We start from the raw sequence: 26,013 nt of genomic DNA, 5'->3' as shown, positions 1-26,013 counted from the left end.
ACGTCCGACGGTCATGAGATCGACTCGCCTGCGCGCCGCCCTCGTCGGCGCACTCCTCGCGGCGACCGGCGGGTGCTCGGCCGGCGACCCCGGCCCGCCCGCACCGCCGCCGCCCGGCCCCGTACCGTCGTCGGCCGCGACGGGGTCGCCGGCCCTCCCCGGGAATCCCGGTGGCACCGCCCCGGCGGAGGCGTCCCCGGCCCCGACGGCGGCCCGCCTCGTGGTGTCCCGCTCGGGCGGCTACGCCGGCCGCGACGACACGGTCACCGTCGAGCCGGACGGGCGGTGGACGGCCGTCGACCGGGCCGGCGCCCGCCGTACCGGCCGCCTGGCGGGGGCGGACCTCGACCGGCTGCGGCGGCTCGCCGCCGACCCCCGGCTCGCCTCGGGCGGCATCGCGGGCCCCGACGGTCGGTGCTCGGACGCCTTCGAGTACCGGCTCACCGTCGGCGGCGTCACCGTCGACTGGACCGACTGCCCGGTGGCGGGCACGCCGCCGCCGATCGCGGCGGAACTGGCGGCGCTCGTGCTCACCACCGCCGGCTGATCCGGCCCACCGGCTGACCCGGCCCGTCACCCCGCACCCCGAGTCGGCCGCCCCCGGCCGCGGCTGGGATGAGCCCCTTGTAGCCTCCGCACAGGATCCGCAGCCGGCGGCCCGTGACCAGCGGGGCACCAAGCGGAGAACACGTACGGTATCGTCCTGCCGCCGAGGACGAGAGCGGGGGTGGCGCATGACGGGAACGAGGCCGGCGGGGGCGGGACCACGGGTGGCTCGCGTCGCCGCGCTCGCGCTCTGCGGGGTGCTACTCGCCACGGGATGCGCCCGCCTCTCCGACGACGCCGGCCGCCGGCCCGCCGAGCAACCGGTGCCCACACCGGCGGTTGAGGTGCGACTGGACGCGCCGGACGTCCTGCTCGACTGGCCCCAGTCGCTGGACAGACACCTCCGCGGGCCCGCCGAGAAGAACATGGGCCAGTTCAGGCAGTTCCTCGACGGCGACACGATTAGCGCCGTCGGCACCGCTTGGGCGCCCGTCAAAGGCGGAGCAGCGCTCATGGTCAGCGGCGTCTCCGGGCGGGTCCGCGATCCACAGGCGACCCTGGCCCGGGTCTTCTCCGGCCTGCCAAAGGTGAGCGACGTGCGGGCGGTGCCCCCGGGGCCGCTGGGCGGCGTCGCGGCGTGCAGCCGCTACTCGTCCAACGGCCTCACCGCACACGCCTGCGCGTGGGCCGACAGCGGGAGCTTTGCCCTGGTGAGCATGTTGAACTTACCGGCCGGCAAGCGTCCCGAGGAGCGCCTCGTCGAGGTACGCGGCGCGCTGGAGCACGCGGGTGGGCGTCAAAAACGGTAGTCCGGGGGCAGCCCGGTGCCGCGCAGCTCGGCCGGCAGGTGGGCCACGTCGTTGACGGCGACCAGGACCGGCGGGCCGGCCGAGCTGTAGCGGATCACCGTGAGCCCGGCGTTTTGGTGGCTGAGCCCGAGCCAGCGCCCCGGCGGGGCGTCCAGCGCCTGCCGGACCAGCCAGGCGATCAGGAAGGTGTGGGTGACCACCAGCACCCGGTCGTCGCCGTCGGCTGGGGTGGTGGCGAACCGGGCCACGGCCGCCGCCGTCAGCCGCGGCCCGTCGACCCGCTCGGCCGGCGAGTAGGAGGCCAGGAGCCGCGCGTGCGACGGGGGCAGGCCGACCGGGTCGGTGTCGTGCGGCAGATGGTCCCCGGCCAGCTCGGTGGCGTACACCGGAACCCCGGGCAGCGACCGGGCGACCAGCGCGGCCGTCTCGGCGGCCCGGGGCAGCGGCCCGTGGTGGACGGCGGCCAACGGCACGGCGGCCAACCGCTCGCCGAGCAGCTCGGCCTGCCGGCGGCCCCGGTCGGAGAGGCCGACCTCCGGCGGGTCGTCCGCCGCGCCGGACGACCGGTCCTGCTCGCCGTGCCGGGCCAGGTAGAGCAGGCGGCTCGCCATCGTCACCTCACACGTCGGGAGGCGCGATGTTACCCGCGCCCCCGACGGGCCCCCGGCTCAGCCGCGCGGGAACATCTGACCGATGCGGATCTTGTTGCCGAACGGGTCCCGGATGCCGAAGTCGATGCCGTACGGGCGGTCGGTCGGCTCGTCGGTGACCTCCACCCCCTTCGCCACCAGCTCCTTGTGCGTCCGGTGGGCGTCGTCGGTGGTCATGAAGAGGGAGCCGGGCAGCGCTCCCTTGGTGAGCAGCTCCCGGACCTGCTCGGCGGTCGCCGGGTCGAGGGCCGGCGGGCCGGGCTTCTCCAGCAGGATCTCCCGCTCCGGGTCGCCGGGGAGGTTGACCGTCAGCCAGCGCATGAAACCGAGATCCGCGTCGGTGTTGACCTCCATGCCGAGCTTGCCGACGTAGAAGTCGAGCGCCTCGTCCTGGTCGAGGACGTAGATCTGGGAGCGGCTGATCGCGTTCATCGTCATGCCGATCACGCTAGGCGTCCGGCCCGACCCGGCGCTTATCCAAAACTGCTGGGTCGCATCCAGGCCATCGCGAAGCACCCGGGCACGTCCGCCGGGGCCCTGCGGCGGCGGTACTCCGTCGGCGACTCGCCCACGATCCGCCGGAACGTCCGGCTGAAGGTGCCGAGGCTGCCGAAGCCCACCGCGTAGCAGACCTCGGTGACGTCGCGCCCGGTCTGGGTCAGCAGGTACATGGCCCGCTCGACGCGCCGCCGTTGCAGGTAGCGGTGCGGGGTCTCGCCGAAGGTGGCGCGGAAGGTGCGGATGAAGTGCGCCGGGGAGACGTGCGCGATCCGGGCCAGGGCGGGAATGTCGAGCGGCTCGGCGTACGCCCGGTCCATGGCGTCCCGGGCGCGCAGCATCGCGCGGTTGGACTCCTCCACGGCGCGGCTCATCCCACTCCCAGTACGGCCGTCGGACGCCGGAATCCCGCCTCCCGGGACGCCGGTGGAACTGCGGAGCCCCCGGCCGGGATCGAACCGGCGACATCTCGCTTACAAGGCGAGTGCTCTGGCCAGCTGAGCTACAGGGGCAGGTCGTGCGTGGTCAGCATAAGCGACAGGGCACCGCACCTGCCCCCGGGCAGGCCCTCCGAGCACGGAAAACGTCATCTGCCCGACTCCGTCATGGAACGTTCGGCGGTGGGTGACGGCGGCGGTGCGGAGATTGATGCCTGGCTGTGCCCGACTGCCCGGAATGTGCATGGGGTCCGTCCCATCCGGGGCTTCCCGTCTTGGCAGGTTGCGGAAACCCGTTTACGGTGCAGTGACACGGATGACATCTCCGGCGGCCTCCGGCTGCCCGGCACGTCGCCCGAAGGCCGGCGCCGCACGGCGCCGGTCGCTCCTTCACTCGGATCGTCCGGCACGTTCCTGCCGGTGAGAGGAAGCGCTCCAGCATGGCCACGGTCACCTACGCGAAGGCGTCCCGCATCTACGCGGGCACCGAGCGTCCCGCAGTGAACCAGCTCGACCTTCAGATCGGCGACGGCGAGTTCCTCGTCCTCGTCGGCCCCTCCGGTTGCGGCAAGTCCACCAGCCTGCGCATGCTCGCCGGCCTGGAGGACGTCGACGACGGTGCGATCTACATCGGCGACCGCGACGTCACCCACCTGCCGCCGAAGGCCCGCGACATCGCGATGGTCTTCCAGAACTACGCCCTCTACCCGCACATGTCGGTGTACGAGAACATGGCGTTCGCGCTGAAGCTGCGCAAGACCCCGAAGGACGAGATCGACCGGCGGGTCAAGGAGGCTGCCGGGATGCTCCAGCTCGACGAGTTCCTCGGCCGCAAGCCCAAGGCCCTCTCCGGCGGTCAGCGCCAGCGGGTCGCGATGGGCCGGGCGATCGTCCGGGAGCCGCAGGTCTTCCTCATGGACGAGCCGCTGTCGAACCTCGACGCCAAGCTCCGGGTGCAGACCCGTACCCAGATCGCGTCGATGCAGGCAAAGCTCGGCATCACCACGGTCTACGTCACCCACGACCAGGTCGAGGCCATGACCATGGGTCACCGGGTGGCGGTCTTGCTCGACGGCGTCCTCCAGCAGGTGGACACCCCCCGGGCGCTCTACGACACCCCGGCCAACGTCTTCGTCGCCGGCTTCATGGGCTCCCCCGCCATGAACATCAAGACCGTCCCGCTGACCGAGCGGGGCGCGGCGTTCGCCGACCTGCACCTCCCGCTGACCCGCGAGCAGGTCGAGGCGGCCCGCGCCGAGGGCGGCGACGGAAAGGTGACCGTGGGCTTCCGCCCGGAGGACTGCGAGCTGGTGAGCCCGCACGACGGCGGTATCCCGATCGTCGTCGAGCTGGTGGAGGACCTCGGCTCGGACGCCAACGTGTACGGCCACGCCGCGCTGGGGGGCCACAACGAGCGCTTCGTGGTGCGCACCGACCGGCGCACCATGCCGAACATGGGCGACACCGTGTTCGTCAGGCCGCACGCCGGTCGTACGCACGTCTTCAACGCCGCCACCGGTAAGCGGATCTGACGTAGCCGCCAGCACCACTCAGCGACGCTGAGGGGGCGGTCCGCCGAACGGCGGGCCGCCCCCTTCGTCGTACGGCCGAAGGGCCCGGACGGGCGGCGGACGGCCCCCTCCTCGTACCGGCGAAGGGGGGCCCTGACAGGCGGCGGGCCGCCCCCGGGTGGGGACGGCCCGCCGGTCGGCGTTCTGATGAGGCCCGGTCACGCCTCCGCGGCGCGGCGGCGGGCCACCTCGGCGAGGGTCACGGCGGCGGCGACGCTGGCGTTGAGCGACTCCACCTCGGAGATCATGGGAATGCTCACGGTCAGGTCGCAGGTCTCGCCGACCAGCCGGGACAGCCCGCGCCCCTCGGAGCCGACGACCACGACCAGCGGGCCGACGGCGGCCTCCAGGTCGTAGAGGTCGGTCTCGCCGTCGGCGTCCAGGCCGACGACCATGAAGCCCGCCTCCTGGCACGCCTTCAGCGACCGGGTCAGGTTGGTGACCTGGGCGACGGGGACCCGCGCCGCCGCGCCCGCGCTGGTCCGCCAGGCGGTCGCGGTGATCCCGGCCGCCCGCCGCTCCGGTACGAAGACGCCCTGCGCGCCGAACGCGGCGGCGGAGCGGATCACCGCGCCGAGGTTGCGCGGGTCGGTGACGCCGTCCAGCGCGACCAGCAGCGGGGCGCTCTGCTCCAGCGACGCGGCCACCAGGTCCTCGAACGGCTGGTACGCGAACGGCGGCACCTGGAGGCCGACGCCCTGGTGCAGCACCCCGCCGGTCATCCGGTCCAGCTCGGCCCGGCTGATCTCCAGGATGGCGATGCCCCGGTCGGCGGCGGTGCGGACGATCTCGTTGACCCGGTCGTCCGTCTCGATGCCGTGCGCCGTGTAGAGGGCGGTGGCCGGCACCTGGGCGCGCAGCGACTCCAGCACCGGGTTCCGCCCGACCAGCAGCTCCGGGGTGTCCTTCGACGGGTTGGACTTGCGGCCCGGCGCGACCCGGGGGCCCGTACGCCCGCCGGTGTTGCCGCCCCGGCCGCCCGCGCCGCCCCGCCCGCCCGCGCCGCCGCGCAGCGGCACGCCGGCCCGGCTGCCCTTGCCCCAGGTGGTGTCCTTGGTGCCGGGCTTGCCGATCTTCGGGGCGCGCCCCTCCTCGACCGCCGCCCGGCGCTCCTTGTCCTGCTTCCACGCGGTGCGCTGGGGCAGCTTCTCGGTGCCCGAGTACGCCTTGTGCCAGGGCCGCTCGTCGGCGGGCAGTGTCCTGCCCCGGCCCGCGAGGGCGTCCTTGTTCTTGCCGCCGGAGCCCTTCGGGGCACCCGCCTTCGGCGTCAGTCGCCGGCCACGGCGCTGCGAGTTGCCGGCCATCAGTCCTGCTCTCCAATAGTCCAACGGGGCCCCTGGGGGGTGTCCTCGACGACCACGCCGGCCAGCTTGAGCTGGTCGCGGACGGCGTCCGCCGCGGCCCAGTCCTTGCGACTGCGGGCCTGCGCGCGCTGCTCCAGGGCCAGCGCGACCAGGGAGTCGACCACGCCGCGCAGGTCGTCCGCGCGGGCGTCACCGGCCCAGCCCTCGTCGAGGGGGTCGATGCCGAGGATATCCAGCATCGCCCGCGTCGAGCCGAGCGCCGTGCGGACGGTCACATCGTCGCCGGTCGCCAGGGCGGTGTTGCCGTCCCGCAGCACGTCCTGGAGCACGGCCAGCGCGGCCGAGGTGTTCAGGTCGTCGTCCATCGCCGCGACGAAGCCGGCGGGCAGCTCGCCGCGCTGCGCGGGGCCGACCCGCTCGGCGGCCCGCTGGACGAACCCCTCGATCCGGCGGTAGCCGCTGGCCCACTCGCGCAGCGACTCCTCCGTGTAGTCGATGCGGGAGCGGTAGTGCGCGGCGGCGTAGTAGTAGCGCAGCTCGACCGGGCGCACCCCGAGCGACGCGACGTACGCCAGGTCGAGGGCGTTGCCGAGGGACTTGCCCATCTTCGCGCCGGCGATGCTGAGCAGGCCGTGGTGCACCCAGTAGCGGGCGAACGGCAGGCCGGCGGCCTGGGACTGGGCCAGCTCGTTCTCGTGATGCGGGAAGGTCAGGTCGAGCCCGCCGCCGTGGATGTCGAACTCGGCCCCCAGGTAGCGCCAGCACATCGCGGAGCACTCGATGTGCCAGCCGGGCCGCCCCCGCCCCCACGGGGAGGGCCAGTACGCGTCGGCCGGCTCGTCGGGCTTCGCGCCCTTCCACAGGGCGAAGTCGCGCGGGTCGCGCTTGCCCCGCTCCGGGGCGTCGTCGGCGGCCTGCATCGCGTCGGGCGACTGGTTGGACAGTGCGCCGTACGCCGGCCAGGAGGCCACGTCGAAGTAGACGTCGCCGGAGCCGTCGGTGGCCGGGTAGGCGTGCCCGGCGTCGATCAGCCTCGCGATCAGCTCGTGCATCTCGGGGACATGCCCGGTGGCGCGCGGCTCGTACGTCGGCGGCAGCACGTTCAGCGCCCGGTACGCCTCGCTCAGCGCCCGCTCGTTGGCGTACGCGATCGACCAGAACGGCCGGCCCTGCTCGACGGCCCTGACCAGGATCTTGTCGTCGATGTCGGTGAGGTTGCGGATGAACCGGACCTCGAACCCCTGCGCCAGCAGCCAGCGGCGCAACACGTCGTAATTGACGCCCGATCGAAGGTGACCGATGTGCGGAGGGCCCTGGAGCGTGAGACCACACAGGTAGACCCCCACCTTGCCGGCTTCCCGCGGGACGAAGTCCCGCACCGATCGGGTGGCGGTGTCATACAAGCGTAGCGTCACCGTACAAGGGTAGCCGTCCACACCTACCCGGGTCGTCCCGTGCCGGGTCGTACGCTGCCCCACGTGGATGACGCGGCGCGGCACGACGGCAGGACGGCCCGTAGCGACGCGGGGGCACCCGCGGGCGAGACGTCCCAGACCCTCGACCGGGGGCTTCGGCTGCTGCACCTGGTCGCCGACGCCCCGGGCGGGCTGACCGTCACCGAGGCGGCGAACCGGCTGCGCATCGGCCGGGCCGCCGTCTACCGGCTGGTCGGCGCGCTGAGCGGGCACGGCATGGTGCGGCGCGACGGCGACGGCCGACTGCGGCTCGGCGCGGGCGTGCTGCACCTGGCCCGGCGGGCGCAGCCGCTGCTCGCCGAGGGCGCGCTGCCCGCCCTGCGCCGGCTCGCCGAGCAGGCCGGCGCGACCGCCCACCTCACGGTGGTCGAGGGCGGCGAGGGCATCGCCCTGGCCGTGGTGGAGCCGAGCTGGACGTCGTTCCACGTCGCGTACCGGACCGGGACGCGGCACCCGCTGGACCGGGGCGCGGCCGGGCGGGCCATCCTCGCCGGGCGGGCGGGCTCCGTCGGGCCGGTGGCCTCCAGCGGCGAGTTGCAGCCCGGGGCGCACGGGGTGGCCGCGCCGGTGCTCGGCGTGCCCGGGCTGGAGGCGAGCGTCGGCGTGGTGGCGCTGACCCCGCTGGACCCGGAGGTCGTCGGGGAGCAGGTGCTCGCGGCGGCCCGCGCCATCGCCACGGCCCTGTCCCCCTGACCGACCGACCCGCCCACCGAGCCGCCGGGCCGCCGGGGGCCGCCGGGCCGGGGCCGCCGGGCCGGGGCCGCCGGGCCGGGGCCGCCGGGCCGGGCCGCCGGGCCGGGCCGCAATGTCGGCGACATGGCGGGGTCCCCGTGGGCCGGATGCCGCCATGTCGCCGACATGGCACCGCGACTACCACAGATGGCGCGGGGCGGGGCGGTTGTCCACAGGGTGGGGACGGTCCGGGCCGAGCGGTTGTCCACAGGGCTGTCGCGTGGGGCGGCGGAGGGACCACGCTGGCGACATGCCCCCAAAACACGTACGACCCGAGGCCCTGACCTGGGACGTCTTCCGCGGCTCGGACGCCGTCCAGCGCGGGCTGCTCACCCGGCACCAGCTACGCGGCGCGTCCTGGCGGCGCCTGCGCCAGGACGTGTACGCCGACTCCCGGCTCCCCCGCGACCACGGCCTGGCCTGTCGCGCCGCGCTGCTGCGGCTGCCCCCGGAGGCGCTGGTCGCCGGCCCGTCGGCGGCCTACCTGCACGGGGTCGCGCACGCCGCCGCGTTCACCGACGACGTGCACGTGCTCGTCCCCCGGTCGGCGCGGATCGACTCCCAGGCGGGCATCCGCGTGCACACCGTCGGCGCGGCCTGCACCCTCGCCCCGGTGCCCGTCGGGCCGAGCCCCGCCGGCCCAGCGGGCGACGCCCTGGCGGGCGGCCCCTTGGCGAACAACGGCTTGGCGCTCGACGGCTTGGCGCTCGACGGCCTGGCGCTCGATGCCAGCCCGCCAACCGGCAGCGGCCTGGCCACCGGCGACGCGCCGGCGCTCGGCGACATCCTGGTGACCGGAAGCGTGTCGACCGGCGACGCCGTGGAGTTCAACGGCGGCCTCGCGACCGGGAGCCGGGCGTCTGGCGGCAGCATGGCGACCGGGAGCCGGGCGTCCGGCGGCAGCATGGCGACCGGGAGCCGGGCGTCTGGCGGCAGCATGGCGACCGGGAGCCGGGCGTCCGGCGGCAGCATGGCGACCGGAGGCCGGGCGACCGGCGGCAGCATGGCGACCGGAGGCCGGGCGACCGGCATCCGGCGGACCCTGCCGGCCCAGGCCGCCTGGGAGAGCGCCGTGTGGCTGGACCCGGTCCCGGCGGTGGCCATCGTCGACAGCCTGCTCGGCATGGGCCTGACCACTCCGGCGGCGTTGACCGCGATCGCCGAGCAGAGCGCCGACCGTCCCGGCGGGCGGCGCGCCCGCTGGGTGTTCGGGCTGGCCGACGCCGGCGCGCAGTCGCCCGCGGAGTCCCGCCTGCGGGTCCGGCTCGTCCTGGCCGGGCTGCCCCGCCCGGTCACCCAGCATCCGGTCCCGGGGGCGTCGGGGCGGGTCCTGCACCCGGACCTGGCATGGCCCGATCTCCGGGTCGCGGTCGAGTACGACGGGCAGTGGCACGCCGACGCCGACCAGCTCCACCGGGACCGCCAGCGCCTCAACCACCTCGTCGGGGCCGGCTGGGTCGTGCTGCACGTGACCAGCCAACGGCTCCAGCGCGACTTCCCGTCCGTCGTCCGCGAGGTGCGCGCCGCGCTGGTCGCGCGCGGTTGGCGGCGATGACCGGCTGCCCCCGACGACCCGGGGACCGGGCCGGGCCACCCCGGGCCGCCCCGGAGCGTCATGGTCACGGCCGCCATGTCGGCGGCGTGGCGGGAACGGCCTCCACCGGAACGCCCCATGCCGCCGACATGGCGGGGCCCGGGCGACAAGGGTCGTCGCCCGGGCCCCCAATCCGTCCGGCGGTCAGATCCGCCTGGTCACCGCCGCGTACGCGTCGATGATGCCGTGACCGTAGAAGCCGTTGAACGACGGGCCGCCGGCGCAGTACGCGTCGAACTCGGCGTCCCGGCCCTCGTTGGTGTAGGTCTGCAGGCGCGGCTCGGGGCAGGCCCGCTCGGCGGCCGTGCGGTAGAGCTGCCGCTCCACCTTGCCCGGGTCCATGCCCAGGTCACCCCGGGTCTTCTCGCCGTACTTGCTGACGATCAGCGCGGCGACGCCGCTGACGTGGGGCGACGCCATCGAGGTGCCCTGGAGGTAGGTGTAGTAGCCGCAGGCGCCGTTGGGTCGGCACTCCTTGAACACCGACTCCTCGAAGCCGGCGACGATGTTGCCGTTCTCGTCGACCGACCCCTCCTCCTGAAGGACGTGCTTCGGGTAGGTGGAGAGGATCATGTTGGCGTCGAGGCGGTAGGTGTCCGTGCCGAAGCCGTCCCGGAACCAGCCGCCCGGGGCTGCGACCGAGATCTGCTCGGTGCCGTAGTTGGAGTAGTCGGCCTTCTTGCCGGACGGGCCGACCGCCGACACGCCGATCACGTGCGGGCCCTCCACCGGCAGGTCCCAGCACGTGGCGTTGTCGATCGGCCGGGGGTACGGGTCGGCCCCGTAGTCCGGGCTGGAGATGTCGGTGCGCGGCGCGCCCAGGTCCTCGTGGTTGTTGCCCAGCGAGCCGACCAGGGTCACGCCCTTGCGGTGCGCGAAGTCGAGCGCCCGCCGCATGGCCTCGATGGTCGCCCGCTGCTCGGCCTGCGCCTGCGGCGAGTCGGCCGGGTTCGCGGTGCAGTTGTACAGCCACGGGTCGACGTAGAAGGACATGTTGACCACGTCCAGGCCGACGTTGCCGGCGTGCACGAGGGCGTTGACCACCGGGTCGAGGAAGAAGTAGCCGGAGTCCTGGCCGCCCTTGAGCTCGACCAGCGTGACGTTCGGGGCCACGCCGGAGAGGCCGAAGCCGTTGGCGGCTGCGCCGATGGTGCCGGCGACGTGGGTGCCGTGGCCGCCGTCGTCGGTGCCGACCGGGTCGAGGCAGCTCGCCACCTCGCACTCGCCGTCGACCTCGGGGATGTCGGGCGCGAAGTTGCGCGACAGCGACCAGCTGAAGTTCGGCGCCAGGTCGGGGTTGCTGGCGTCGACGCCGGTGTCCAGGACGCCGACGGTGACCCGGCGGTCGCCCGGCTCCACCTTGCGGGCCTCGTCGGCCCGGATCATGTCCAGGCCCCAGAGCCGCTCGTCGAGCGGGTCCATCTTCTTGCCCCGCTTGGCGGCCCCCTTGGCTGCGGCGCCCTTGGCCGTGGCCTTCGCGCGGGCCAGCAGGTGCTCCTGCTCGACCCGGTCGAGCTTCGGCTTACGGCCGATCGCCCGCTTCGGGGCGGCGCCGAGCAGGGCGGCGTTCGCGGTCGCCCGGCTGGCGAAGTCGGCGCGGTCGCTGGTGACCCGGAACAGGCCGACCTCGTCGGTGCGGGACACCACCGTGCCGCCCGCAGCCGTGATCGCGGCGACCGCCGCGTCGGCGGAGACGCCGGACTCCGCCACGACGGTGAACTCCCGGGTGTCCGCCGGCTCGGCGTTCGCCGGGCCCACCACGCCGGTCACCGTCAGTGCCAGCGCCGTCGCGGCTGCGACGGCGCTGGCGGTGAAGCGCTTGCTCACCACATCAGATCCTCTCGTTGAGGGACGTGGCAGCAATCCCATCTCACCGGCACCAGTTCCGCCAGGCGGGAGTCCGTAATGGACGCGTATCAGGCTTTGATCGCCGCCAGCCGCGCGAGCACCTCCGGGAGCTCGGCCAGGGTGGACACCTCCTCGGCGTCGGCAGGCAGGTCGTCCGGGCGCGGCACGCCGGTGCGGTTGAGCCAGACGGCCCGCATCCCGGCCCGCCGCGGGGCGTGCACATCGAGGCCCGGCGAGTCGCCGACGTACGCGATCCGCTCCGGCGGCGCCCCGGCCGCCGCGGCCACCGCGGCGAAGAACTCGGGCGCGGGCTTCTTCGGCAGGGCGTTCTCGTGCGCGTACACCTCGAAGGCGAACTGGCCGGCGAGGCCGCAGCGCTCCGCGCGGCTGTTGCCGTTGGTGGCGTAGCCCAGGGTGTACCGCTCGCGCAGGGCGGCGAGCGCCGGCAGCGCGTCGGGGAACGGCCGGGTCAGCGCGAAGCGCCGGGCGAAGAAGAGCGCCGCGACCTCGTCGAGGTGCCCTTCGAGGCCGGCCCGGCCCAGCGACCGGGCCAACGCGGCCCGCCTGATCTCCAGGGTCGGGGCGGCGCTCATCGCGCCGAAGACCGCAGCCCAGTCGGATTCCAGGTCCGCGAGGCTGACACCGGCCGCCGCCGGGGTCAGCCTCCGCATCTCCTCGAGTACGAGCGCCAGCCCGGCGGTCACCGCCGGGCGAAGGTCGAGCAGGGTCTCGTCGGCGTCGAACACGACGTGGGTCAGCATGGCGGAAAGAATGTCACCGATTGCCACGAGCGTGAGGGCCGTGTGGTCAGGTGGGGCGGTCGTCCGGGGCGGAACCGGCCATCAACCAACGGGTGACGACGACCCGGAGCAGGACGTTGCCACCGGGCGGAACGGTGATGTCCCAGTCGTACTCGCGGCGGAAGCCGTCCACGACCGCCCGGGGAAAGGGCGCACGTACGACGGCGGCATCGCCCTCGGCGACGACCGGGGATACTCCGTCGGGCAGCGCCAGCGACACCCGGGGGTCGGCGACGACGTTGCGGAACTTGCGGTTCCGCTCCTGGGTGCAGATCCACCACTCGCCGTCCCGGTAGAGGAACCAGACGGGCGTGACGTGCGGCGAGCCGTCCGGCCGCACCGTGCACAGCCATGCGATCCGCTCCCGGTCGAGCCTGTCCAGGACCTCCGGCTGGGGTTCGGCCCTGCCGGTCACCACGGGGGCACCGCCACGAGGGCCCGCACGGCGTCGGACCCGTTGCGGCTGCTCCCGCGCCGGTCGGTGCCGGTCAACTCCATGCCTGCCCCACTTCCTATCCTCGGCTGGCTCTCCCCCGGCCGAGGATAGATCCGACATCGGTCTCCCCGCCGGCCCGAGGGACGGCGAGGACCCGGACAGATCAGGAACCGGATTAGAGACCCGGACCGGCGGGACTGGTAGCACGGACGGGGCAGCTCGATGAGGAGTTGTCAGCATCCCCCCGCCCCGACCGGACGACCCCGGCGGCGGTTCAGGGGTGTGTCACGGGTGCGTCATCCGGAGCAGGTCGAGGGCCTCGTCCAGTTGCTCGGCGCTGAGCTTGCCGTCCGCCACGTGCCCCCGGGCGATCACCACGTCCCGGATCGCCATCTCCTTGGCGAGCGCCTCCTTGGCGATCGAGGCGGCCTCGTCGTACCCGAGGTAGCGGTTCAGGGGGGTGACGATCGACGGCGAGCCCTCAGCGTACGCCAGGCAGACGTCGGCGTTCGCGACCAGGCCGGCCACGCAGCGGTCGGCCAGCAGGCGGCTCGACGCGGCCAGCAGCTTGATCGACTCCAGCAGGTTGCGGGCCATCACCGGCAGCATCACGTTCAGCTCGAAGTCGCCCTGCGAGCCGGCGAAGGCCACCGCCGCGTCGTTGCCGACGACCTGCGCGCAGACCTGCCGGACGGCCTCGGCGACCACCGGGTTCACCTTGCCGGGCATGATCGAGGAGCCGGGCTGAAGGTCCGGGATGCGCAGCTCGCGCAGGCCGGCGCGGGGGCCCGAGCCCATCCAGCGGATGTCGTTGGCGATCTTGTAGAGGCCGACCGCGATTGTGCGGAGCTGCCCGGACGTCTCCACCAGCGCGTCCCGGGCGCCCTGCGCCTCGAAGTGGTTGCGCGCCTCGGTCAGCGGCAGGCCGGTGGACTCGCGCAGCCGGTCGATCACCGCCGCCGCGAAGCCGAGGGGGGTGTTGATCCCGGTACCCACGGCGGTGCCGCCGAGCGGCAGCTCGGCCAGCCGGGGCAGCGCCGACTCCAGCCGCTCGACGCCGTAGCGGACCTGGGCGGCGTACCCGCCGAACTCCTGGCCGAGGGTGACCGGGGTGGCGTCCATCAGGTGCGTGCGGCCGGCCTTGACGACGGTCTCGAACTCGGCCGCCTTGCCCTCCAGCGCCTCGGCCAGGTGCTTCAGCGAGGGGATCAGATCCTCCGCGACGAACTGGGTCGCCGCCAGATGGATCGAGGAGGGGAAGACGTCGTTGCTCGACTGCGAGGCGTTCACGTGGTCGTTCGGGTGCACGTCCCGGCCCAGCTCCCGGCCGGCCAGGGTGGCGATCACCTCGTTGGTGTTCATGTTCGACGAGGTGCCCGAGCCGGTCTGGAAGACGTCGATGGGGAACTGGTCGTCGTACCCGCCGTCGGCCACGTGCGCGGCGGCGGTGGCGATGGCGGCGGCCACCTCCGTGTCGATCACGCCCAGCTCGCCGTTCACCTGCGCCGCCGCGCCCTTGATCTGGGCCAGCGCCTTGATCTGGGCCGGTTCGATGCCGCGCCCGGAGATCGGGAAGTTCTGCACCGCGCGCTGGGTCTGCGCGCGCCACAGCGCGTCGGCGGGCACCTCCACCTCGCCCATCGAGTCGCGTTCGATCCGGTAGCCCGCTGCCTCTGGAGTCGTCACGCGTACCATCCTGCCCCGCCCGCCGCCGGCCCGCAGATGATCGCCCGCTCCGGCGAACGGGCGGGCCCGCGACCGCTCGACCGGGAGGACAAGATCGCGCTCGATCAGGGAAAGAGGGGTGACACTCCCAGTCGGAGGCCACTCTTTCCAGGATCGAGCACGATCTTCGGCCTACATCTCCCGCCTTCGACACAGGCCCCTAAGCGTCGGGGATCCCGGCTGCCTCTGGCGGGACATGCCAGCCCACACCGGGAACCATGACGGCCAGGCGCTCGGCCGCCAGTGCGTCCATTGCCTTGGAGGCGGTCTCGCGCGCCACACCGTAAGTCTGGGGCAACGTCTTCTCGGACGGGAGCCGGCTCCCCGGCGGGTACTCGCCGGCCTCAATCGCCTTTCGGAGGATTGCGGCGAGTTGCCGGTATCGCGGAACCGGCGACATCGGGTTGATCCTCGCGGTCACGGCTTCATCATCACGGGCAACAGGAGTCATGCCAAGAATCGCAGCGCTACTCAACCCCTTTGACGCTCAAGCGTCACCGGTCTTACCAGACTCCACACCGGCAGCTCGCAAGATCCGCCGGACCTGTTCGCGGCCGTAGCCGGCGACCCGGGCGATCTCACCAACCCGCGCGCCGTTCTGGTACGCCGCCACGATGGCGACGGCCAGCCGTTCGCGCACCTTTGGAACATCGGCACGGGCCGAGGCGACCTCCGCGAGCCCATCCTGTACCCGCTGGAGGGCCGCCCGGTACGCCTCCGACGCTGCCTCAAGGTCGCCCGCCATGTGGCCACTCTGACACGCACCAATATTGCCACTGAAGGCATATTCAGGAGGCAACCTAACTGATTTACAGGTGGCCACCTACGGCTTACAGCAGTGGCATCATGCAGTCGGCCCCCGGCTCGCGTGGTAGCGCTCTGACCCTCTCCGACCAGGATCGCGGGGACGGCGCGACGGCCCTCTACAAGTACGAGTCGTACGACTGCCGGGGGTCATCCGAACACAGCGACGCCCAAGGAGCACCGGCCAGATGGCCGGGGCTCCTTGGTCTGCGTGGATCAGCGGCGGCCGACGGTGAGGACCGGCTTGGTGACCTCGGCGAAGAAGTCGTTGCCCTTGTCGTCGACCACGATGAAGGCCGGGAAGTCCTCCACCTCGATCTTCCAGACCGCCTCCATGCCCAGCTCCTGGTATTCCAGCACCTCGACGTGGCGAATGCAGTCCTGGGCGAGGCGGGCGGCCGGGCCGCCGATCGAGCCGAGGTAGAAGCCGCCGTGCTGGGCGCAGGAGCGGGTGACCTGGGCGGAACGGTTGCCCTTGGCGAGCATCACCTGGGAGCCGCCGGCGGCCTGGAACTTCTCCACGTACGCGTCCATCCGGCCGGCGGTGGTCGGGCCGAACGAGCCGGAGGCGTACCCCTCGGGGGTCTTGGCCGGGCCGGCGTAGTAGACGGCGTGGTCGCGGAGGTACTGCGGCATCGGCTCGCCCGCGTCGAGCCGCTCGGCGATCTTCGCGTGGGCGATGTCCCGGGCCACGACCAGCGGGCCGGTCAACGACAGCCGGGTCTTCACCGGGTACTTGGACAGCTCGGCGCGGATCTCGGCCATCGGCCGGTTCAGGTCGACGCGCACCACGTCGGAGGCGTCCAGCGTCTCGTCGGTGACGTCGGGCAGAAAACGCGCCGGGTCGGTTTCGAGCCGCTCCAGCCACACGCCCGACGGGGTGATCTTGGCGACCGCCTGCCGGTCCGCCGAGCAGGAGACGGCGATCGCCACCGGGCAGGACGCGCCGTGCCGGGGCAGCCGGACCACCCGCACGTCGTGGCAGAAGTACCGGCCGCCGAACTGCGCCCCGATGCCGAAGTTGCGGGTCAGCTCCAGCACCTGCGCCTCCAGCTCCAGGTCGCGGAAGCCGTGCGCGGTGGGCGACCCGGAGGTGGGCAGCGTGTCGAGGTACTTCGCCGAGGCGTACTTGGCGGTCTTCAGCGCGTACTCGGCGGACGTGCCGCCGATGACGACGGCCAGGTGGTACGGCGGGCAGGCCGAGGTGCCGATGAGCCGCAGCTTCTCCTCCAGGAACTGCATCATCCGCGTCGGATTCAGCAGCGCCTTGGTCTCCTGGTAGAGGTAGGACTTGTTGGCCGAGCCGCCGCCCTTGGCCATGAACAGGAACTTGTACGCGTCGGGGTGGCCGTCCGGGTCCTCGGCGTAGATCTCCACCTGCGCCGGCAGGTTGCTGCCGGTGTTCCGCTCATCCCACATGGTCAGCGGGGCGAGCTGGGAGTAGCGCAGGTTGAGCTTCGTGTACGCCTGGTAGACGCCCCGGGAGATCGCCTCGGCGTCGCCGCCGTCGGTGAGCACGTGCCGACCGCGCTTGCCCATCACGATCGCGGTGCCGGTGTCCTGGCACATCGGCAGCACCCCGCCGGCGGCGATGTTCGCGTTGCGCAGCAGGTCCAGCGCGACGAAGCGGTCGTTCGGCGAGGCCGCCGGGTCGTCGATGATCGACCGGAGCTGGGCCAGGTGGGCGGGGCGCAGGTAGTGGGCGATGTCGTGCATCGCCTCGGCGGTCAGCGCGGTCAGCGCGGCCGGGTCCACGGTGAGGAACCGACGGCCCCCCGGACCGTTGACGACGTCGACGCCCTCGTCGGTGACCAGGCGGTATTCGGTCTGGTCGGGCCCGGTCGGCAGCAAGGGGGCGTAGGAGAACGCGGCGGCACTGCTCATGAGCGGAAAGCCTAGGGCAGAGCAACCGATCGGTGGCACCCGACGGGTCGGTCCTGGGACCCCGCTCTCACCTCGCGCTCAGCCGTCCTTGCCGCCGGGCTCAGGGCACAGCTCGCGCTTCGGTCCGCAGGGGTCGTCACCGCCCGGGTCACCGCCGCCGTCCGGGACGCCGCCGCTGCTCCCCGGGCCGGGGACGCCGTCGTCGCCGCCACCGGGCGGCGGCCCCGCCGGCGCGCCCGGGCCGGCCCCGCCCGCGCCGAACCGGACGTACCCGATCTCGCGGCCCTCGCCGATCACCATGCCCGCCGGCCCCACGGCCAGGGCCTTCGCCGAGGTCCGCAGCACGACCAGCTCCCTTCCGGTACGCGGGTCCAGCGCGATCAGCCGGTTCGGCTTCTCCTGGGCGAGCACCGCCGCGTACGGGGTGAGCGCGCCGCCGCCCTCCCCGACCGCCCGGGTCCACCGGGTCCGGTCCGCGCCCAGCTCCCTGGCCGCGATCGAGCGCCTGTCGGCGGTACGCACCAGCGCGTACCGGTCGTCGACCGCGACCAGCCGCTCGCCCTCGGCGTTGACCTGGAGCAGCCGGCCGTCGTACCCGTCGACGACCGCCTCCCGGCCGTCCGGGGCGACGCCGAGCAGCACGTTCCGCGCGCCCTGTGGGTCCTCCCGCTGAACGCAGCCGGCGCTGTCGGCGGTGCGCGGGTTGATCCCGGTGCGCCGCCACACCTCCCGGCCGGTCCCCGGGTCGTACCCGGTGAGGGTGAACGCGCACACCCCGTCCTGGCCGACCGCCCGCATCCGCAGCATCCGGCCGCCGATCACGGCGAGCCGCTCGTCGCGGCCGGGCTCGACGTTCTGGAGCACCCGGCCGGTGGCGGTGTCCACGACGTGCACCCGGCCGTCCACGGGGAAGCCGAGCAGCGGAGGCGCCGACTCGGGCCCGGCCACCCCGCCGTCGACGCGCGGGCTGCTGAGCCGGCGGGTGCCGCGCAGGTCGGGATTGTCGGCGAGGAACCCGGCGCTGACGCCGGGCAGGAACGCCGTCCACAGCGGCTCGGTGCCGCGCGGGTCCCAGGCGCTGAGCGTGCAGTCGGTCGCCTCCAGGCAGCGGGCGTCGAGCAGCAGGTTCCGGTACGTCCAGACGGCCACCGCCTGAGCGTCGCGGCGGCGGGTCGCGCCGGTGGCGGGGTCGAGCAGCTCGTACCCCTTCGACAGGAGCTTGCCGACGGCGACGACCGCGTCCCGGTCCGCGCCGGCCACGGCCGCCCAGTCGGCCTTGCGGTCCCAGAGCTGGGCGCCGGTGGCGAGGCTGCGCGCCTCGACCCGGGTGCGCTGCTCGACGACGACGGTGTCACCGGCGATGGTGACGCTCCTCGGGGTCCCGCCGACGCGCTGCTGCCAGACCACGTCGGGCTCGGAGATCGGCTCGCTGCGGTCGACCCAGTCCCACAGGGTGGGGAACGGGTTCCACACCCCGGTCGCGGCGAGGGCGACCACGGTGACGAGGCCGAGCAGGAACCAGCCACGCAACCTGAGGCCGCCCACCTTCGCCACATCGGACACGGTAACGACGACCACCGCTACGCCGAGTGCCCCCGCGCCCGTGTCGCGGCGCTTTCTCGGGTGATGCGCGAGTTGGCGCGCCTGTTAGGAAGGGGCCCCGCCTATACCGAAAGCGTTAACGAGGGGCCCTTCCTTACCGCTGGGCGGCCGAGCGGACCAGCGGCAGCACCCGGTACGGGATCTGCTCGGCCAGCGCGATGATCGTCGACGCCCGCCGGATGCCCTCGTGCGAGACGATCTGGTCGATCACCCGCTGGAGGTCGGCGTTGGAGCGGGCGACGATCCGGCAGAGCACGTCGCTGGAGCCGGTGATGGTGTGCGCCTCCAGCACCTCGGGGATCGCCGCGAGGTGGGCGGTGACCGAGTCGTGCCCGAGCCGCTGGCTGATCTCCAGCGTGACGAAGCTGGTCACCCCGAAGCCGATCGCGGCCGGCGAGACCTCCGGGCCGAAGCTGGTGATCACGCCCCGGTCGAGGAGCTTGTCCAGCCGGGCCTGCACGGTGCCCCGGGCGACCCCGAGCCGCCGGGAGCACTCCAGCACCCCGATCCGGGGCTCCTCGGCGAAGAGTTCGATCAGTCGCGCGTCCAGCTCGTCGATCTGGGCATCCTGTACAGCGGTCACGGGTTCCGACCATACCGAATGCGCAAGCTGACCAGCATCGGACGTAACTGTTGCCCAACCGGGGGCGGCTTAGCGATCCTCGCCACAGAACCCACCACGGCGGCCCACGGGGCCGGCCGGTACGCGAGGGAGGCCACCATGACCCAGGCGATCGACCGACCCCAGTCGACCGAGGACGTCGACGTCGACCGGCTCGTCGGTGCCGTCGACCACGACATCACCCGTGACCCGTTCCCCGTCAAGGGGCTCGACCACGTGCACTTCCTGGTCGGCAACGCCAAGCAGGCGGCGCACTTCTACTCCACCGCGTTCGGCATGACCTGCGTGGCGTACCGGGGGCCGGAGCAGGGCTACCGGGACCACGCCCAGTACGTGCTGACCAGCGGCTCGGCCCGGTTCGTGCTGACCGGCGCGGTGCGCCCGGACGCCCCCGGCGCCGAGCACGTGACCAGGCACAGCGACGGCGTCTCCGACATCGCCCTGGAGGTGCCGGACGTCGACGCCGCGTACGCGCACGCCACCGCGCAGGGCGCGACGGGCCTGCTGGAGCCGCACGACGTCGCCGACGAGCACGGCACGGTGCGGATGGCGGCCATCGCCACGTACGGCGACACCCGGCACACCCTGGTCGACCGGTCCCGCTACACCGGCCCGTTCCTGCCCGGCTTCGTGGCCCGGGGCCCGATCGTGGACCGGCAGCCGATGATCGACGCCGGTCTCCAGCCGAAGCGCTTCTTCCAGGCCGTCGACCACGTCGTCGGCAACGTGGAGCTGGGCCGGATGGAGGAGTGGGTCGAGTTCTACAAGCGCGTCATGGGCTTCTCCAACATGGCGGAGTTCATCGGCGACGACATCGCCACCGACTACTCGGCGCTGATGAGCAAGGTCGTCGCGAACGGCACCCGGAAGGTGAAGTTCCCGCTCAACGAGCCGGCCGTCGCCCGGAAGAAGTCGCAGATCGACGAGTACCTGGAGTTCTACCAGGGCCCGGGCGCCCAGCACATCGCCGTGGCCACCAACGACATCCTGGCCAGCGTCGACGCGATGCGCGCGGCGGGCGTGGACTTCCTGGACACCCCGGACTCGTACTACGACGACCCGGAGCTGCGCGCCCGGATCGGCAACGTGCGGGTGCCGATCGAGGAGCTGAAGGCCCGCAAGATCCTGGTCGACCGGGACGAGGACGGCTACCTGCTCCAGATCTTCACCAAGCCCGTGCAGGACCGCCCGACGGTCTTCTTCGAGCTGATCGAGCGGCACGGCTCGCTCGGCTTCGGCAAGGGCAACTTCAAGGCCCTGTTCGAGGCCATCGAGCGGGAGCAGGAGAAGCGGGGCAACCTGTAGCCCGCCTGCGAGACTGTCGAGCGTGACCCAGCCTCCGACGTACCCGACGCCGCCGTCCGGTGGGCAGCCGCCCGCCGCCGGCGGCGTCGCGCCGCCCCCCGTTCCGGCCCCGCACGGGTACGCCGTCCCGGCGCAGCCCGGCCCCGCCGGCTACGCCCCGCCGGGTGCCGCCGCCGGGCCGCCGGCCGGCTGGACCGGCCCGCCCGGGTACGCCCCGCCGCCCGGCTGGGTTCCGCCGCGTCCCGGGGTCGCGCCGGCGCCGGTCGCCCCCAACGGGCAGCCGCTGGCCTCCTTCGGCGACCGCCTGCTGGCCTTTTTGATCGACACCGCCGTCGCCAGCGCGGTCGCCATGGTGCTCTTCCTGCCGGCCTTCCTGTTCATCTATGTCAGGATGTTCCGCGAGTTCACCCGGACCACCCCGGACGGCACGCTCGTCGAGCCCGACCCGCGCACCTTCCTGACCGACATCATGCTGCCGCTGCTCCTGGTCGAGCTGGGGCTGCTCGTCGTGATGCTCGGGCTCTACTGGCTCTACCACGTGGAGTACCTGCGCCGGACCGGGCAGACGCTGGGCAAGAAGGTGATGAGGATCCGGGTCGTCCCGCTCGACCCGAACGGGGTGCTGGACCGGGGCACGGCCGGGCGGCGGTACCTGGTGCAGTTCGTCGCGGCCACGCTCGTGCCCGGGCTCAGCTACGTCGACGGGCTCTGGCAACTGTGGGACAAGCCCTGGCAGCAGTGCCTCCACGACAAGTTCGCCCGCACCGTCGTCGTTAAGGTTGCTGCGTGAGCGTGCAACCAGGCTGGTACGTCGACCCCGCCGAGCCCGAGACCAGGCGGTACTGGGACGGTGAGGGCTGGATCGGCGCGCCGATCCCGGTCGACGCCACCCCGCCGGAGGGCCCGCCCCCGGCCGAGCCCCCGCCCCCGGTCAGCCCTGCCGCGCCGCAGCCCGCGCTGCCCCACCAGCAGGCGACGCCCCCGGGGCAGCAGCCCGCGCCGCCCGGCCAGCAGGCGACGCCCCCGGGGCAGCAGCCCGGGTCGCCCGGCGGCCCGGGGCCGTCCGGGTCCGGCCCGTTCCCCGGCTGGCCGGGGCCCGGCCCGCAGCAGGGACCGGTCGGCGGCCCGGGGCCGTCCGGGTCCGGCCCGTTCCCCGGCTGGCCGGGGCCCGGCCCGCAGCAGGGACCGGTCGGCGGCCCGGGACACGGGCACGGCCTGCCACCCGGGCACGGGCACCCGCAGGGGCCGCCGCCCGGCTGGCCGCAGCCGCACTGGCCGGGGCCTCCCCCCGAGCCGCGCCCGCACGGGCTGCCGCTGGCCTCCTTCGGTGCCCGGCTGGTCGCCCGGCTCATCGACTTCGGCGCGGTGTTCCTGCTCAACGCGGCCGTCAACGGCTGGTTCGTCTGGCGGTACGTCGAGGAGGTCACCCCGTACTTCCGCGAGGTGTTCCGCCGGAGCATGGCCGGCGACACGTCGACGGAGGGGCTGCCCCAGCCCGGCGAGCAGGCCGGCGGCCTCCAGGTCGCCATCCTGCTGATCGCCACCGCCCTCTGGTTCGCCTACGAGGTGCCGGCGATGGCCGGCAACGGGCAGACCCTCGGCAAGCGGCTGATGGGCGTGCGGGCCGTCCCGGTCGAGGCCGACGCGCCGCTCGGCTTCGGGCGGGCGCTGCGCCGGTGGAGCACGCTGGGCCTGCCCACCCTGCTCTGGTACTGCTGCGGCTTCGGCCTGCTGCTCCAGCTCGTCGACGCGGTGTCTCCCCTGTTCGACCACCCGCTGCGTCGGGCGTTGCACGACAAGCGCGCGCAGACCGTGGTGGTTCAGCTCCCCCGCACCCCCGGTGCCGGCAGCGGCACCGCCACCCCGTCCGAACCCGCCAATCCCCCGGGAGACACCCCATGACCGACGCCGGACGCCACCGCCCGCCGCTGCGGCTGACCCGCGCCGACCTCGACGCGCTGCCCAACTACGTGCCCGGCCGTAGCCCGGCCGACCTGGCCCGGGAGCTGGGCCTGCCCGAGGCGATCAAGCTCGCCAGCAACGAGGTGCCGTACGGGCCGCTGCCCGGCGTGGTGGAGGCGGTAGCCGAGGCGGTGGCGGGCTCGCACCGCTACCCGGACATGGGCGTGGTGGCGCTGCGGACGGCGCTCGCCGAGCGGTACGGGGTGGACGCCGACCGGATCGCCACGGGCTGTGGGTCGGTGGCGCTGGCCGAGCACCTGGTGCGGGCCACCTGCCTGCCCGGCGACGAGCTGCTGTACTCGTGGCGCTCCTTCGAGGCGTACCCGATCATCGCGGCGACCAGCGGCGCGACCAGCGTGCGGGTGCCCAACGACGCCGGGCACGGGCACGACCTCGCGGCGATGGCCGCGGCCGTGACCGACCGGACCCGCATGGTGCTGGTCTGCAACCCGAACAACCCGACCGGCACGGCGGTGCGCAGGGCGGAGCTGGACCGCTTCCTCGACTCGGTGGGCGAGGACGTGCTGGTGGTCGTCGACGAGGCGTACCGGGAGTTCGTCACCGACCCCGACGTGCCGGACGGCCTGAGCTACCTCGACCGGCCGAACGTGGTGGTGCTGCGCACCCTGTCCAAGGCGTGGGGCCTGGCCGGCCTGCGCATCGGCTTCCTCGTCGCCGCGCCCGAGGTGGCCGCCGCCGTGCGCAAGGTGGTCACCCCGTTCTCCACCAGCATGGCCGCCCAGGCCGGCGCGCTCGCCGCGCTCGCCCAGGCCGACGAGGTCCAGCGGCGCTGCGCCCTGGTCGTCGCCGAGCGGGACCGGGTCGCCGAGTCGCTGCGCAAGTTCGTGCCGGACGTGCCGGCCAGCCAGGCCAACTTCGTGTGGCTGCCGCTGGGCGACCGGGCGGTCGAGTTCGGCCGGGCCTGCGAGGCGCGCGGGGTGATCGTCCGGCCGTTCGCGGGCGACGGCGTCCGGGTGACCATCGGCACCCCGGCGGAGAACGACGCGTTCCTCGCCGTGGCGGAGGCGGCGCTGGCCTGACGAGGCGGCGGCCCTCGTGGCAGTCCGGTGCCACGGGGGCCGCCGCTCAGGCGGCCGGCACCGCCGCGCCCACCCGACCGCGACGGCGGTACGCGAACGCGGCGAGGAGGGCCAGCACCAGGCCGGAGGCGACCAGCCCGCCGGTCAGCACCTGGCCGGTCCGGTCCGTCCCGGTGGTGACGGCGGCGTTCGCCCCGAAGGTGACCTGGCCGGTGGCCTCCCGCTTCGTCCAGCCGCTGGCGAGTTCCAGCTTGGCCGACCAGGGCCCGTCCGGCAGCCGGCGGTCCAGGACGATGCGCATGCTGGTGCTGTCCCCCGGCGCGAGGGTCTTCGCCTCGACCCGTACCGGCCCGGCGGAGAGCCCACCGGGCCCGTCGGAGAGCCAGAGCTGACCCGCCAGGTCCAGGGCCCGCCGGCCGGTGTTGCGGACGTCGGCGGTCACCACGGGGGCCCCGTCCGGGTCCCGGGTGCCGCCGAGGGTGCCGATGTCGAAGCTCGACGGCGGCTCGCCGCCGGGCCCGACCGACAGGTAGACGCGGATGCCGGCGCGCCCGATGTTGCGGACGTTCTGCCCGTCGACGCCGGATACCTCGGCCCAGACGACTGCGTACCGCTCCCCGGCCGAGGCGCGCTCCGGCACGGTGATGGTGGCCCGGAGCACGGCTTCCTCGCCCGGGTCCAGCTTCAGCCCGCCGCGCTCCACCGAGATCCAGCTACTCAGCTCGTTCTCGGCCCGCCCGGGGGCGAGCACGAACCCCTTCCGGTCCACCTCGGCCGCGGCGGCGTACACGGCGACCGGCCGGCGGATCTTCGACGGGTTCTTCACCACGATGCGGCGCTTGATCACGGTGCCGGGGCGCACGTGGTCGACGACGTACTTGTGCGCCCGGCTGTCGTCCCGCCGGTCGACCGGGGCGTCGAGGAGGCGGATACCGACCTCGGTGGCCGGGCCGGGAGGCTGGCTCGGGGCGCTCGACGGTTGGCCGTCGCGGCCGTCCTTCTGGACGGGTTGCCCGGCCTCGACCAGGCCGGGGTCGGGTCGCGCCGCGCGGGCCGCCGCCTCGACCAGCGGCGCGGGCGGTGCCGCCGCCACGGCCGGCACGGCGGAGGGTGTCGCCGCCCGGGCAGGCGGGGCGGTCGCTGGCAGCGCCGCCGCCCCGGCGGCGACCAGGGCGGTCGCGGCCAGGGCGAGGACGCGGACGTGGGTCCGATCAGGCCACCGAATGGGTGATCACCCCCGTGTAGGTGCCGCCGACCGCGCTGCCCGGGATGGTGATCCGGATCGACGGGTTCCAGGTGGCCGAGTTGTCGCCGCTGCCGGACGTCTTCGAGAAGGCGACCCGCGGCACGTTGAGCGTCACGGCGTCGTCGGAGGTGGGCTGGCCGGGCACGAGGGTGCCGGTGCCGGTCTGGGCGACGACCCGGCCGGACCAGTACTCGACGAGGTTCGGCAGGATGGTCTCCTCGGGGGTTTTGCCGCCGGTCGTGAAGGCGGAGCTGCTGACCGTTGCCGTCCAGGTGGCGTTGAGCGCCGCGCGCTCGTCCCGCACGGTGACGTTGCCGAGCGGGCCGCCGATCGTCGTGCCGGCGAAGACGGCGCCGAGGTTGATCGAGGGCGGCACGGAGATGTCCAGGTTGGCGGTGGAGACGGTGAAGGTGACGGTGGTGTCGCCCGAGGGCGCGGCGGCGGCCGGAGACGCCACGGCGAGCGCTGCGGCTGCGGCTCCGGCGGCAAGGGCGAGTAGTGGCTTCCTCATGCGACCGACGCTAGACCGACAAAAACACCACAAAGGCACAAATCGGATAAGTGACCCGATCAGGCGATGGAGTGGGTGATCGTCCCGGTGTACGTGCCGGCGACCACCCCGGCGGGGATCGCGATCCGGATCGACGGCACCCAGCTCACCGTGTTGTTGCCGTTCCCGAGGGTCTTCCGGAACGCCTCCCGGGGCACGGAGAGCGCCACCGCCTGCGCCTGGGTCGGCTGGCCGGGCACCAGGACCCCGCCGCCGGTGCTCCGCACCACCGGCCCCGACCAGTACGACACCTGCCCCCGCGCGATGGTCCGGCTCGGCCCCCCCGCGCCGCTGACGAAGGCGGTCGCGCTCACCGTGACGACCCAGGGGTTCGGGTTCAGCGGGCCGCGCTGGTCGCGCACCTCGACGGTGCCGAGCTGGCCGGTCACGGCGCCGCCCACGAAACCCGCGCCCAGGTTGGCCGTGGCCGGGACCGTGATGTCCAGCCCCTCGGCGCGGGGAAGGACCACGGTCGGGCCCGGGGTCTCCCGGGGCGTGAGGCCCACCCCGCCGAGCGCCAGCAGGGGGCCGAGGATGGTGGGCAGCACTCGCACGGGGGCAATTCTAGGGATT

The 26,013-nt window shown here is 73.8% G+C and carries 26 protein-coding genes and 1 tRNA gene; 9 read left to right on the top strand and 18 right to left on the bottom strand.

Features of this window, described 5'->3' with window-relative positions; translation table 11 throughout:
* Window positions 1-13 precede the first annotated feature (13 nt).
* Both LPU43_RS14805 and LPU43_RS14800 read left to right on the top strand, forming a co-directional pair.
* Window positions 14-547 carry a hypothetical protein gene (locus LPU43_RS14805; protein ID WP_229400982.1) on the top strand — a complete coding sequence of 178 codons (534 nt, stop codon included), beginning with the start codon at window positions 14-16 and terminating at the stop codon, window positions 545-547.
* Between the two features lie 223 nt (window positions 548-770).
* Window positions 771-1,355 (top strand): hypothetical protein, encoded by a 585-nt coding sequence (locus LPU43_RS14800; RefSeq protein WP_229400981.1) that lies wholly within the window; start codon window positions 771-773, stop codon window positions 1,353-1,355.
* Here LPU43_RS14800 and LPU43_RS14795 read toward each other — a convergent pair.
* The 4 genes from LPU43_RS14795 to LPU43_RS14780 form a co-directional block, all read right to left on the bottom strand.
* Window positions 1,343-1,966: a histidine phosphatase family protein gene (locus LPU43_RS14795; protein WP_229400980.1), complete on the bottom strand. Its 624-nt coding sequence runs from the start codon at window positions 1,964-1,966 to the stop codon at window positions 1,343-1,345. The genes LPU43_RS14800 and LPU43_RS14795 overlap by 13 nt on opposite strands.
* Before the next feature lie 57 nt (window positions 1,967-2,023).
* Complete coding sequence (locus tag LPU43_RS14790; RefSeq protein WP_229400979.1) at window positions 2,024-2,443, bottom strand: VOC family protein; 420 nt, start codon at window positions 2,441-2,443, stop codon at window positions 2,024-2,026.
* Between the two features lie 35 nt (window positions 2,444-2,478).
* A complete protein-coding gene (locus LPU43_RS14785; protein ID WP_229400978.1) occupies window positions 2,479-2,877 on the bottom strand; it encodes a helix-turn-helix domain-containing protein in 399 nt (132 codons plus the stop codon).
* A gap of 64 nt (window positions 2,878-2,941) precedes the next feature.
* Window positions 2,942-3,015 (bottom strand) — tRNA-Thr (locus LPU43_RS14780).
* Between the two features lie 365 nt (window positions 3,016-3,380).
* On the opposite strand from LPU43_RS14780, the gene LPU43_RS14775 reads away from it, so the two are divergent.
* Entirely contained in the window at window positions 3,381-4,472 is a 1,092-nt protein-coding gene (locus LPU43_RS14775) for an ABC transporter ATP-binding protein (protein ID WP_229400977.1), read from the top strand.
* A 197-nt stretch (window positions 4,473-4,669) separates the two neighbouring features.
* On the opposite strand, the gene rlmB is transcribed toward LPU43_RS14775, so the two are convergent.
* A complete protein-coding gene (rlmB, locus tag LPU43_RS14770) occupies window positions 4,670-5,815 on the bottom strand; it encodes a 23S rRNA (guanosine(2251)-2'-O)-methyltransferase RlmB (protein WP_229400976.1) in 1,146 nt (381 codons plus the stop codon).
* Entirely contained in the window at window positions 5,815-7,230 is a 1,416-nt protein-coding gene (gene cysS / locus LPU43_RS14765; protein ID WP_229400975.1) for a cysteine--tRNA ligase, read from the bottom strand. The genes rlmB and cysS overlap by 1 nt, the downstream gene beginning before the upstream one ends.
* 63 nt (window positions 7,231-7,293) lie before the next feature.
* Between cysS and LPU43_RS14760 the strand changes: the two genes are divergently transcribed.
* Both LPU43_RS14760 and LPU43_RS14755 read left to right on the top strand, forming a co-directional pair.
* Entirely contained in the window at window positions 7,294-7,983 is a 690-nt protein-coding gene (locus LPU43_RS14760; RefSeq protein WP_229400974.1) for an IclR family transcriptional regulator, read from the top strand.
* A 289-nt stretch (window positions 7,984-8,272) separates the two neighbouring features.
* Complete coding sequence (locus LPU43_RS14755) at window positions 8,273-9,577, top strand: DUF559 domain-containing protein (RefSeq protein ID WP_229400973.1); 1,305 nt, start codon at window positions 8,273-8,275, stop codon at window positions 9,575-9,577.
* Window positions 9,578-9,760: 183 nt separating this feature from the next.
* On the opposite strand, the gene LPU43_RS14750 is transcribed toward LPU43_RS14755, so the two are convergent.
* The 9 genes from LPU43_RS14750 to LPU43_RS14715 form a co-directional block, all read right to left on the bottom strand.
* Window positions 9,761-11,443 (bottom strand): S8 family serine peptidase, encoded by a 1,683-nt coding sequence (locus LPU43_RS14750; RefSeq protein ID WP_229400972.1) that lies wholly within the window; start codon window positions 11,441-11,443, stop codon window positions 9,761-9,763.
* Between the two features lie 89 nt (window positions 11,444-11,532).
* Window positions 11,533-12,225: an HAD family hydrolase gene (locus tag LPU43_RS14745; RefSeq protein ID WP_229400971.1), complete on the bottom strand. Its 693-nt coding sequence runs from the start codon at window positions 12,223-12,225 to the stop codon at window positions 11,533-11,535.
* A 46-nt stretch (window positions 12,226-12,271) separates the two neighbouring features.
* Window positions 12,272-12,682, bottom strand: a complete 411-nt coding sequence (locus tag LPU43_RS14740; protein WP_229400970.1) for a pyridoxamine 5'-phosphate oxidase family protein — start codon at window positions 12,680-12,682, stop codon at window positions 12,272-12,274.
* A gap of 303 nt (window positions 12,683-12,985) precedes the next feature.
* The gene (locus LPU43_RS14735) at window positions 12,986-14,395 is read right to left on the bottom strand and encodes a class II fumarate hydratase (protein WP_229400969.1); all 1,410 of its coding nucleotides are present in this window, start codon (window positions 14,393-14,395) and stop codon (window positions 12,986-12,988) included.
* A 190-nt stretch (window positions 14,396-14,585) separates the two neighbouring features.
* A complete protein-coding gene (locus tag LPU43_RS28920) occupies window positions 14,586-14,825 on the bottom strand; it encodes a GntR family transcriptional regulator (protein ID WP_373321716.1) in 240 nt (79 codons plus the stop codon).
* A gap of 87 nt (window positions 14,826-14,912) precedes the next feature.
* Window positions 14,913-15,170, bottom strand: coding sequence for a hypothetical protein (locus LPU43_RS14730; protein ID WP_229400968.1), 258 nt, complete (start codon window positions 15,168-15,170; stop codon window positions 14,913-14,915).
* Between the two features lie 275 nt (window positions 15,171-15,445).
* Complete coding sequence (locus LPU43_RS14725; RefSeq protein ID WP_229400967.1) at window positions 15,446-17,113, bottom strand: fumarate hydratase; 1,668 nt, start codon at window positions 17,111-17,113, stop codon at window positions 15,446-15,448.
* A 78-nt stretch (window positions 17,114-17,191) separates the two neighbouring features.
* Complete coding sequence (locus tag LPU43_RS14720; RefSeq protein ID WP_229400966.1) at window positions 17,192-18,667, bottom strand: outer membrane protein assembly factor BamB family protein; 1,476 nt, start codon at window positions 18,665-18,667, stop codon at window positions 17,192-17,194.
* Window positions 18,668-18,809: 142 nt separating this feature from the next.
* Window positions 18,810-19,298 (bottom strand): Lrp/AsnC family transcriptional regulator, encoded by a 489-nt coding sequence (locus LPU43_RS14715; RefSeq protein ID WP_229400965.1) that lies wholly within the window; start codon window positions 19,296-19,298, stop codon window positions 18,810-18,812.
* 138 nt (window positions 19,299-19,436) lie between these two features.
* On the opposite strand from LPU43_RS14715, the gene hppD reads away from it, so the two are divergent.
* Genes hppD through hisC form a run of 4 tightly spaced genes read left to right on the top strand, consistent with a single transcriptional unit; the run spans window position 19,437 to window position 23,644 of the window.
* Window positions 19,437-20,642: a 4-hydroxyphenylpyruvate dioxygenase gene (gene hppD / locus LPU43_RS14710; protein WP_229400964.1), complete on the top strand. Its 1,206-nt coding sequence runs from the start codon at window positions 19,437-19,439 to the stop codon at window positions 20,640-20,642.
* A 22-nt stretch (window positions 20,643-20,664) separates the two neighbouring features.
* Window positions 20,665-21,432 carry an RDD family protein gene (locus LPU43_RS14705; protein ID WP_229400963.1) on the top strand — a complete coding sequence of 256 codons (768 nt, stop codon included), beginning with the start codon at window positions 20,665-20,667 and terminating at the stop codon, window positions 21,430-21,432.
* Window positions 21,429-22,544: an RDD family protein gene (locus tag LPU43_RS14700; protein WP_229400962.1), complete on the top strand. Its 1,116-nt coding sequence runs from the start codon at window positions 21,429-21,431 to the stop codon at window positions 22,542-22,544. The genes LPU43_RS14705 and LPU43_RS14700 overlap by 4 nt, the downstream gene beginning before the upstream one ends.
* Complete coding sequence (hisC, locus tag LPU43_RS14695) at window positions 22,541-23,644, top strand: histidinol-phosphate transaminase (protein ID WP_229400961.1); 1,104 nt, start codon at window positions 22,541-22,543, stop codon at window positions 23,642-23,644. Before LPU43_RS14700 ends, hisC begins: the two co-directional genes overlap by 4 nt.
* Before the next feature lie 46 nt (window positions 23,645-23,690).
* Here the strand turns inward: hisC and LPU43_RS14690 are convergent, their stop codons facing one another.
* The 3 genes from LPU43_RS14690 to LPU43_RS14680 all read right to left on the bottom strand — a co-directional run bounded on the left by LPU43_RS14690 (window position 23,691) and on the right by LPU43_RS14680 (window position 25,994).
* On the bottom strand, window positions 23,691-24,746 hold the full coding sequence (locus tag LPU43_RS14690; protein ID WP_229400960.1) for a COG1361 family protein: 1,056 nt from the start codon (window positions 24,744-24,746) through the stop codon (window positions 23,691-23,693).
* Window positions 24,747-24,855: 109 nt separating this feature from the next.
* A complete protein-coding gene (locus LPU43_RS14685) occupies window positions 24,856-25,401 on the bottom strand; it encodes a hypothetical protein (protein ID WP_229400959.1) in 546 nt (181 codons plus the stop codon).
* 59 nt (window positions 25,402-25,460) lie between these two features.
* Entirely contained in the window at window positions 25,461-25,994 is a 534-nt protein-coding gene (locus LPU43_RS14680; RefSeq protein WP_229400958.1) for a hypothetical protein, read from the bottom strand.
* Window positions 25,995-26,013: the final 19 nt, after the last annotated feature.

Source organism: Micromonospora okii (genome assembly GCF_020884795.1).
Classification (GTDB): Bacteria; Actinomycetota; Actinomycetes; order Mycobacteriales; family Micromonosporaceae; genus Micromonospora; species Micromonospora okii.
The sequence above is the reverse complement of the archived record's forward strand: the minus strand, read 5'-3'. Positions and strand labels throughout refer to the sequence as shown.

Bases quoted from the DNA above. Each gene is read 5' to 3' on its own strand.
- LPU43_RS14805 (WP_229400982.1), top strand. From the start codon at position 14: ATGAGATCGACTCGCCTGCGCGCCGCCCTCGTCGGCGCACTCCTCGCG.
- hppD (WP_229400964.1), top strand. From the start codon at position 19,437: ATGACCCAGGCGATCGACCGACCCCAGTCGACCGAGGACGTCGACGTC.
- LPU43_RS28920 (WP_373321716.1), bottom strand. From the start codon at position 14,825: ATGTCGCCGGTTCCGCGATACCGGCAACTCGCCGCAATCCTCCGAAAG.
- rlmB (WP_229400976.1), bottom strand. From the start codon at position 5,815: ATGGCCGGCAACTCGCAGCGCCGTGGCCGGCGACTGACGCCGAAGGCG.
- LPU43_RS14790 (WP_229400979.1), bottom strand. From the start codon at position 2,443: ATGACGATGAACGCGATCAGCCGCTCCCAGATCTACGTCCTCGACCAG.
- hisC (WP_229400961.1), top strand. From the start codon at position 22,541: ATGACCGACGCCGGACGCCACCGCCCGCCGCTGCGGCTGACCCGCGCC.
- LPU43_RS14735 (WP_229400969.1), bottom strand. From the start codon at position 14,395: ATGGTACGCGTGACGACTCCAGAGGCAGCGGGCTACCGGATCGAACGC.
- LPU43_RS14745 (WP_229400971.1), bottom strand. From the start codon at position 12,225: ATGCTGACCCACGTCGTGTTCGACGCCGACGAGACCCTGCTCGACCTT.
- LPU43_RS14730 (WP_229400968.1), bottom strand. From the start codon at position 15,170: ATGGCGGGCGACCTTGAGGCAGCGTCGGAGGCGTACCGGGCGGCCCTC.
- LPU43_RS14685 (WP_229400959.1), bottom strand. From the start codon at position 25,401: ATGAGGAAGCCACTACTCGCCCTTGCCGCCGGAGCCGCAGCCGCAGCG.
- LPU43_RS14725 (WP_229400967.1), bottom strand. From the start codon at position 17,113: ATGAGCAGTGCCGCCGCGTTCTCCTACGCCCCCTTGCTGCCGACCGGG.
- LPU43_RS14755 (WP_229400973.1), top strand. From the start codon at position 8,273: ATGCCCCCAAAACACGTACGACCCGAGGCCCTGACCTGGGACGTCTTC.
- LPU43_RS14785 (WP_229400978.1), bottom strand. From the start codon at position 2,877: ATGAGCCGCGCCGTGGAGGAGTCCAACCGCGCGATGCTGCGCGCCCGG.
- LPU43_RS14795 (WP_229400980.1), bottom strand. From the start codon at position 1,966: ATGGCGAGCCGCCTGCTCTACCTGGCCCGGCACGGCGAGCAGGACCGG.
- LPU43_RS14775 (WP_229400977.1), top strand. From the start codon at position 3,381: ATGGCCACGGTCACCTACGCGAAGGCGTCCCGCATCTACGCGGGCACC.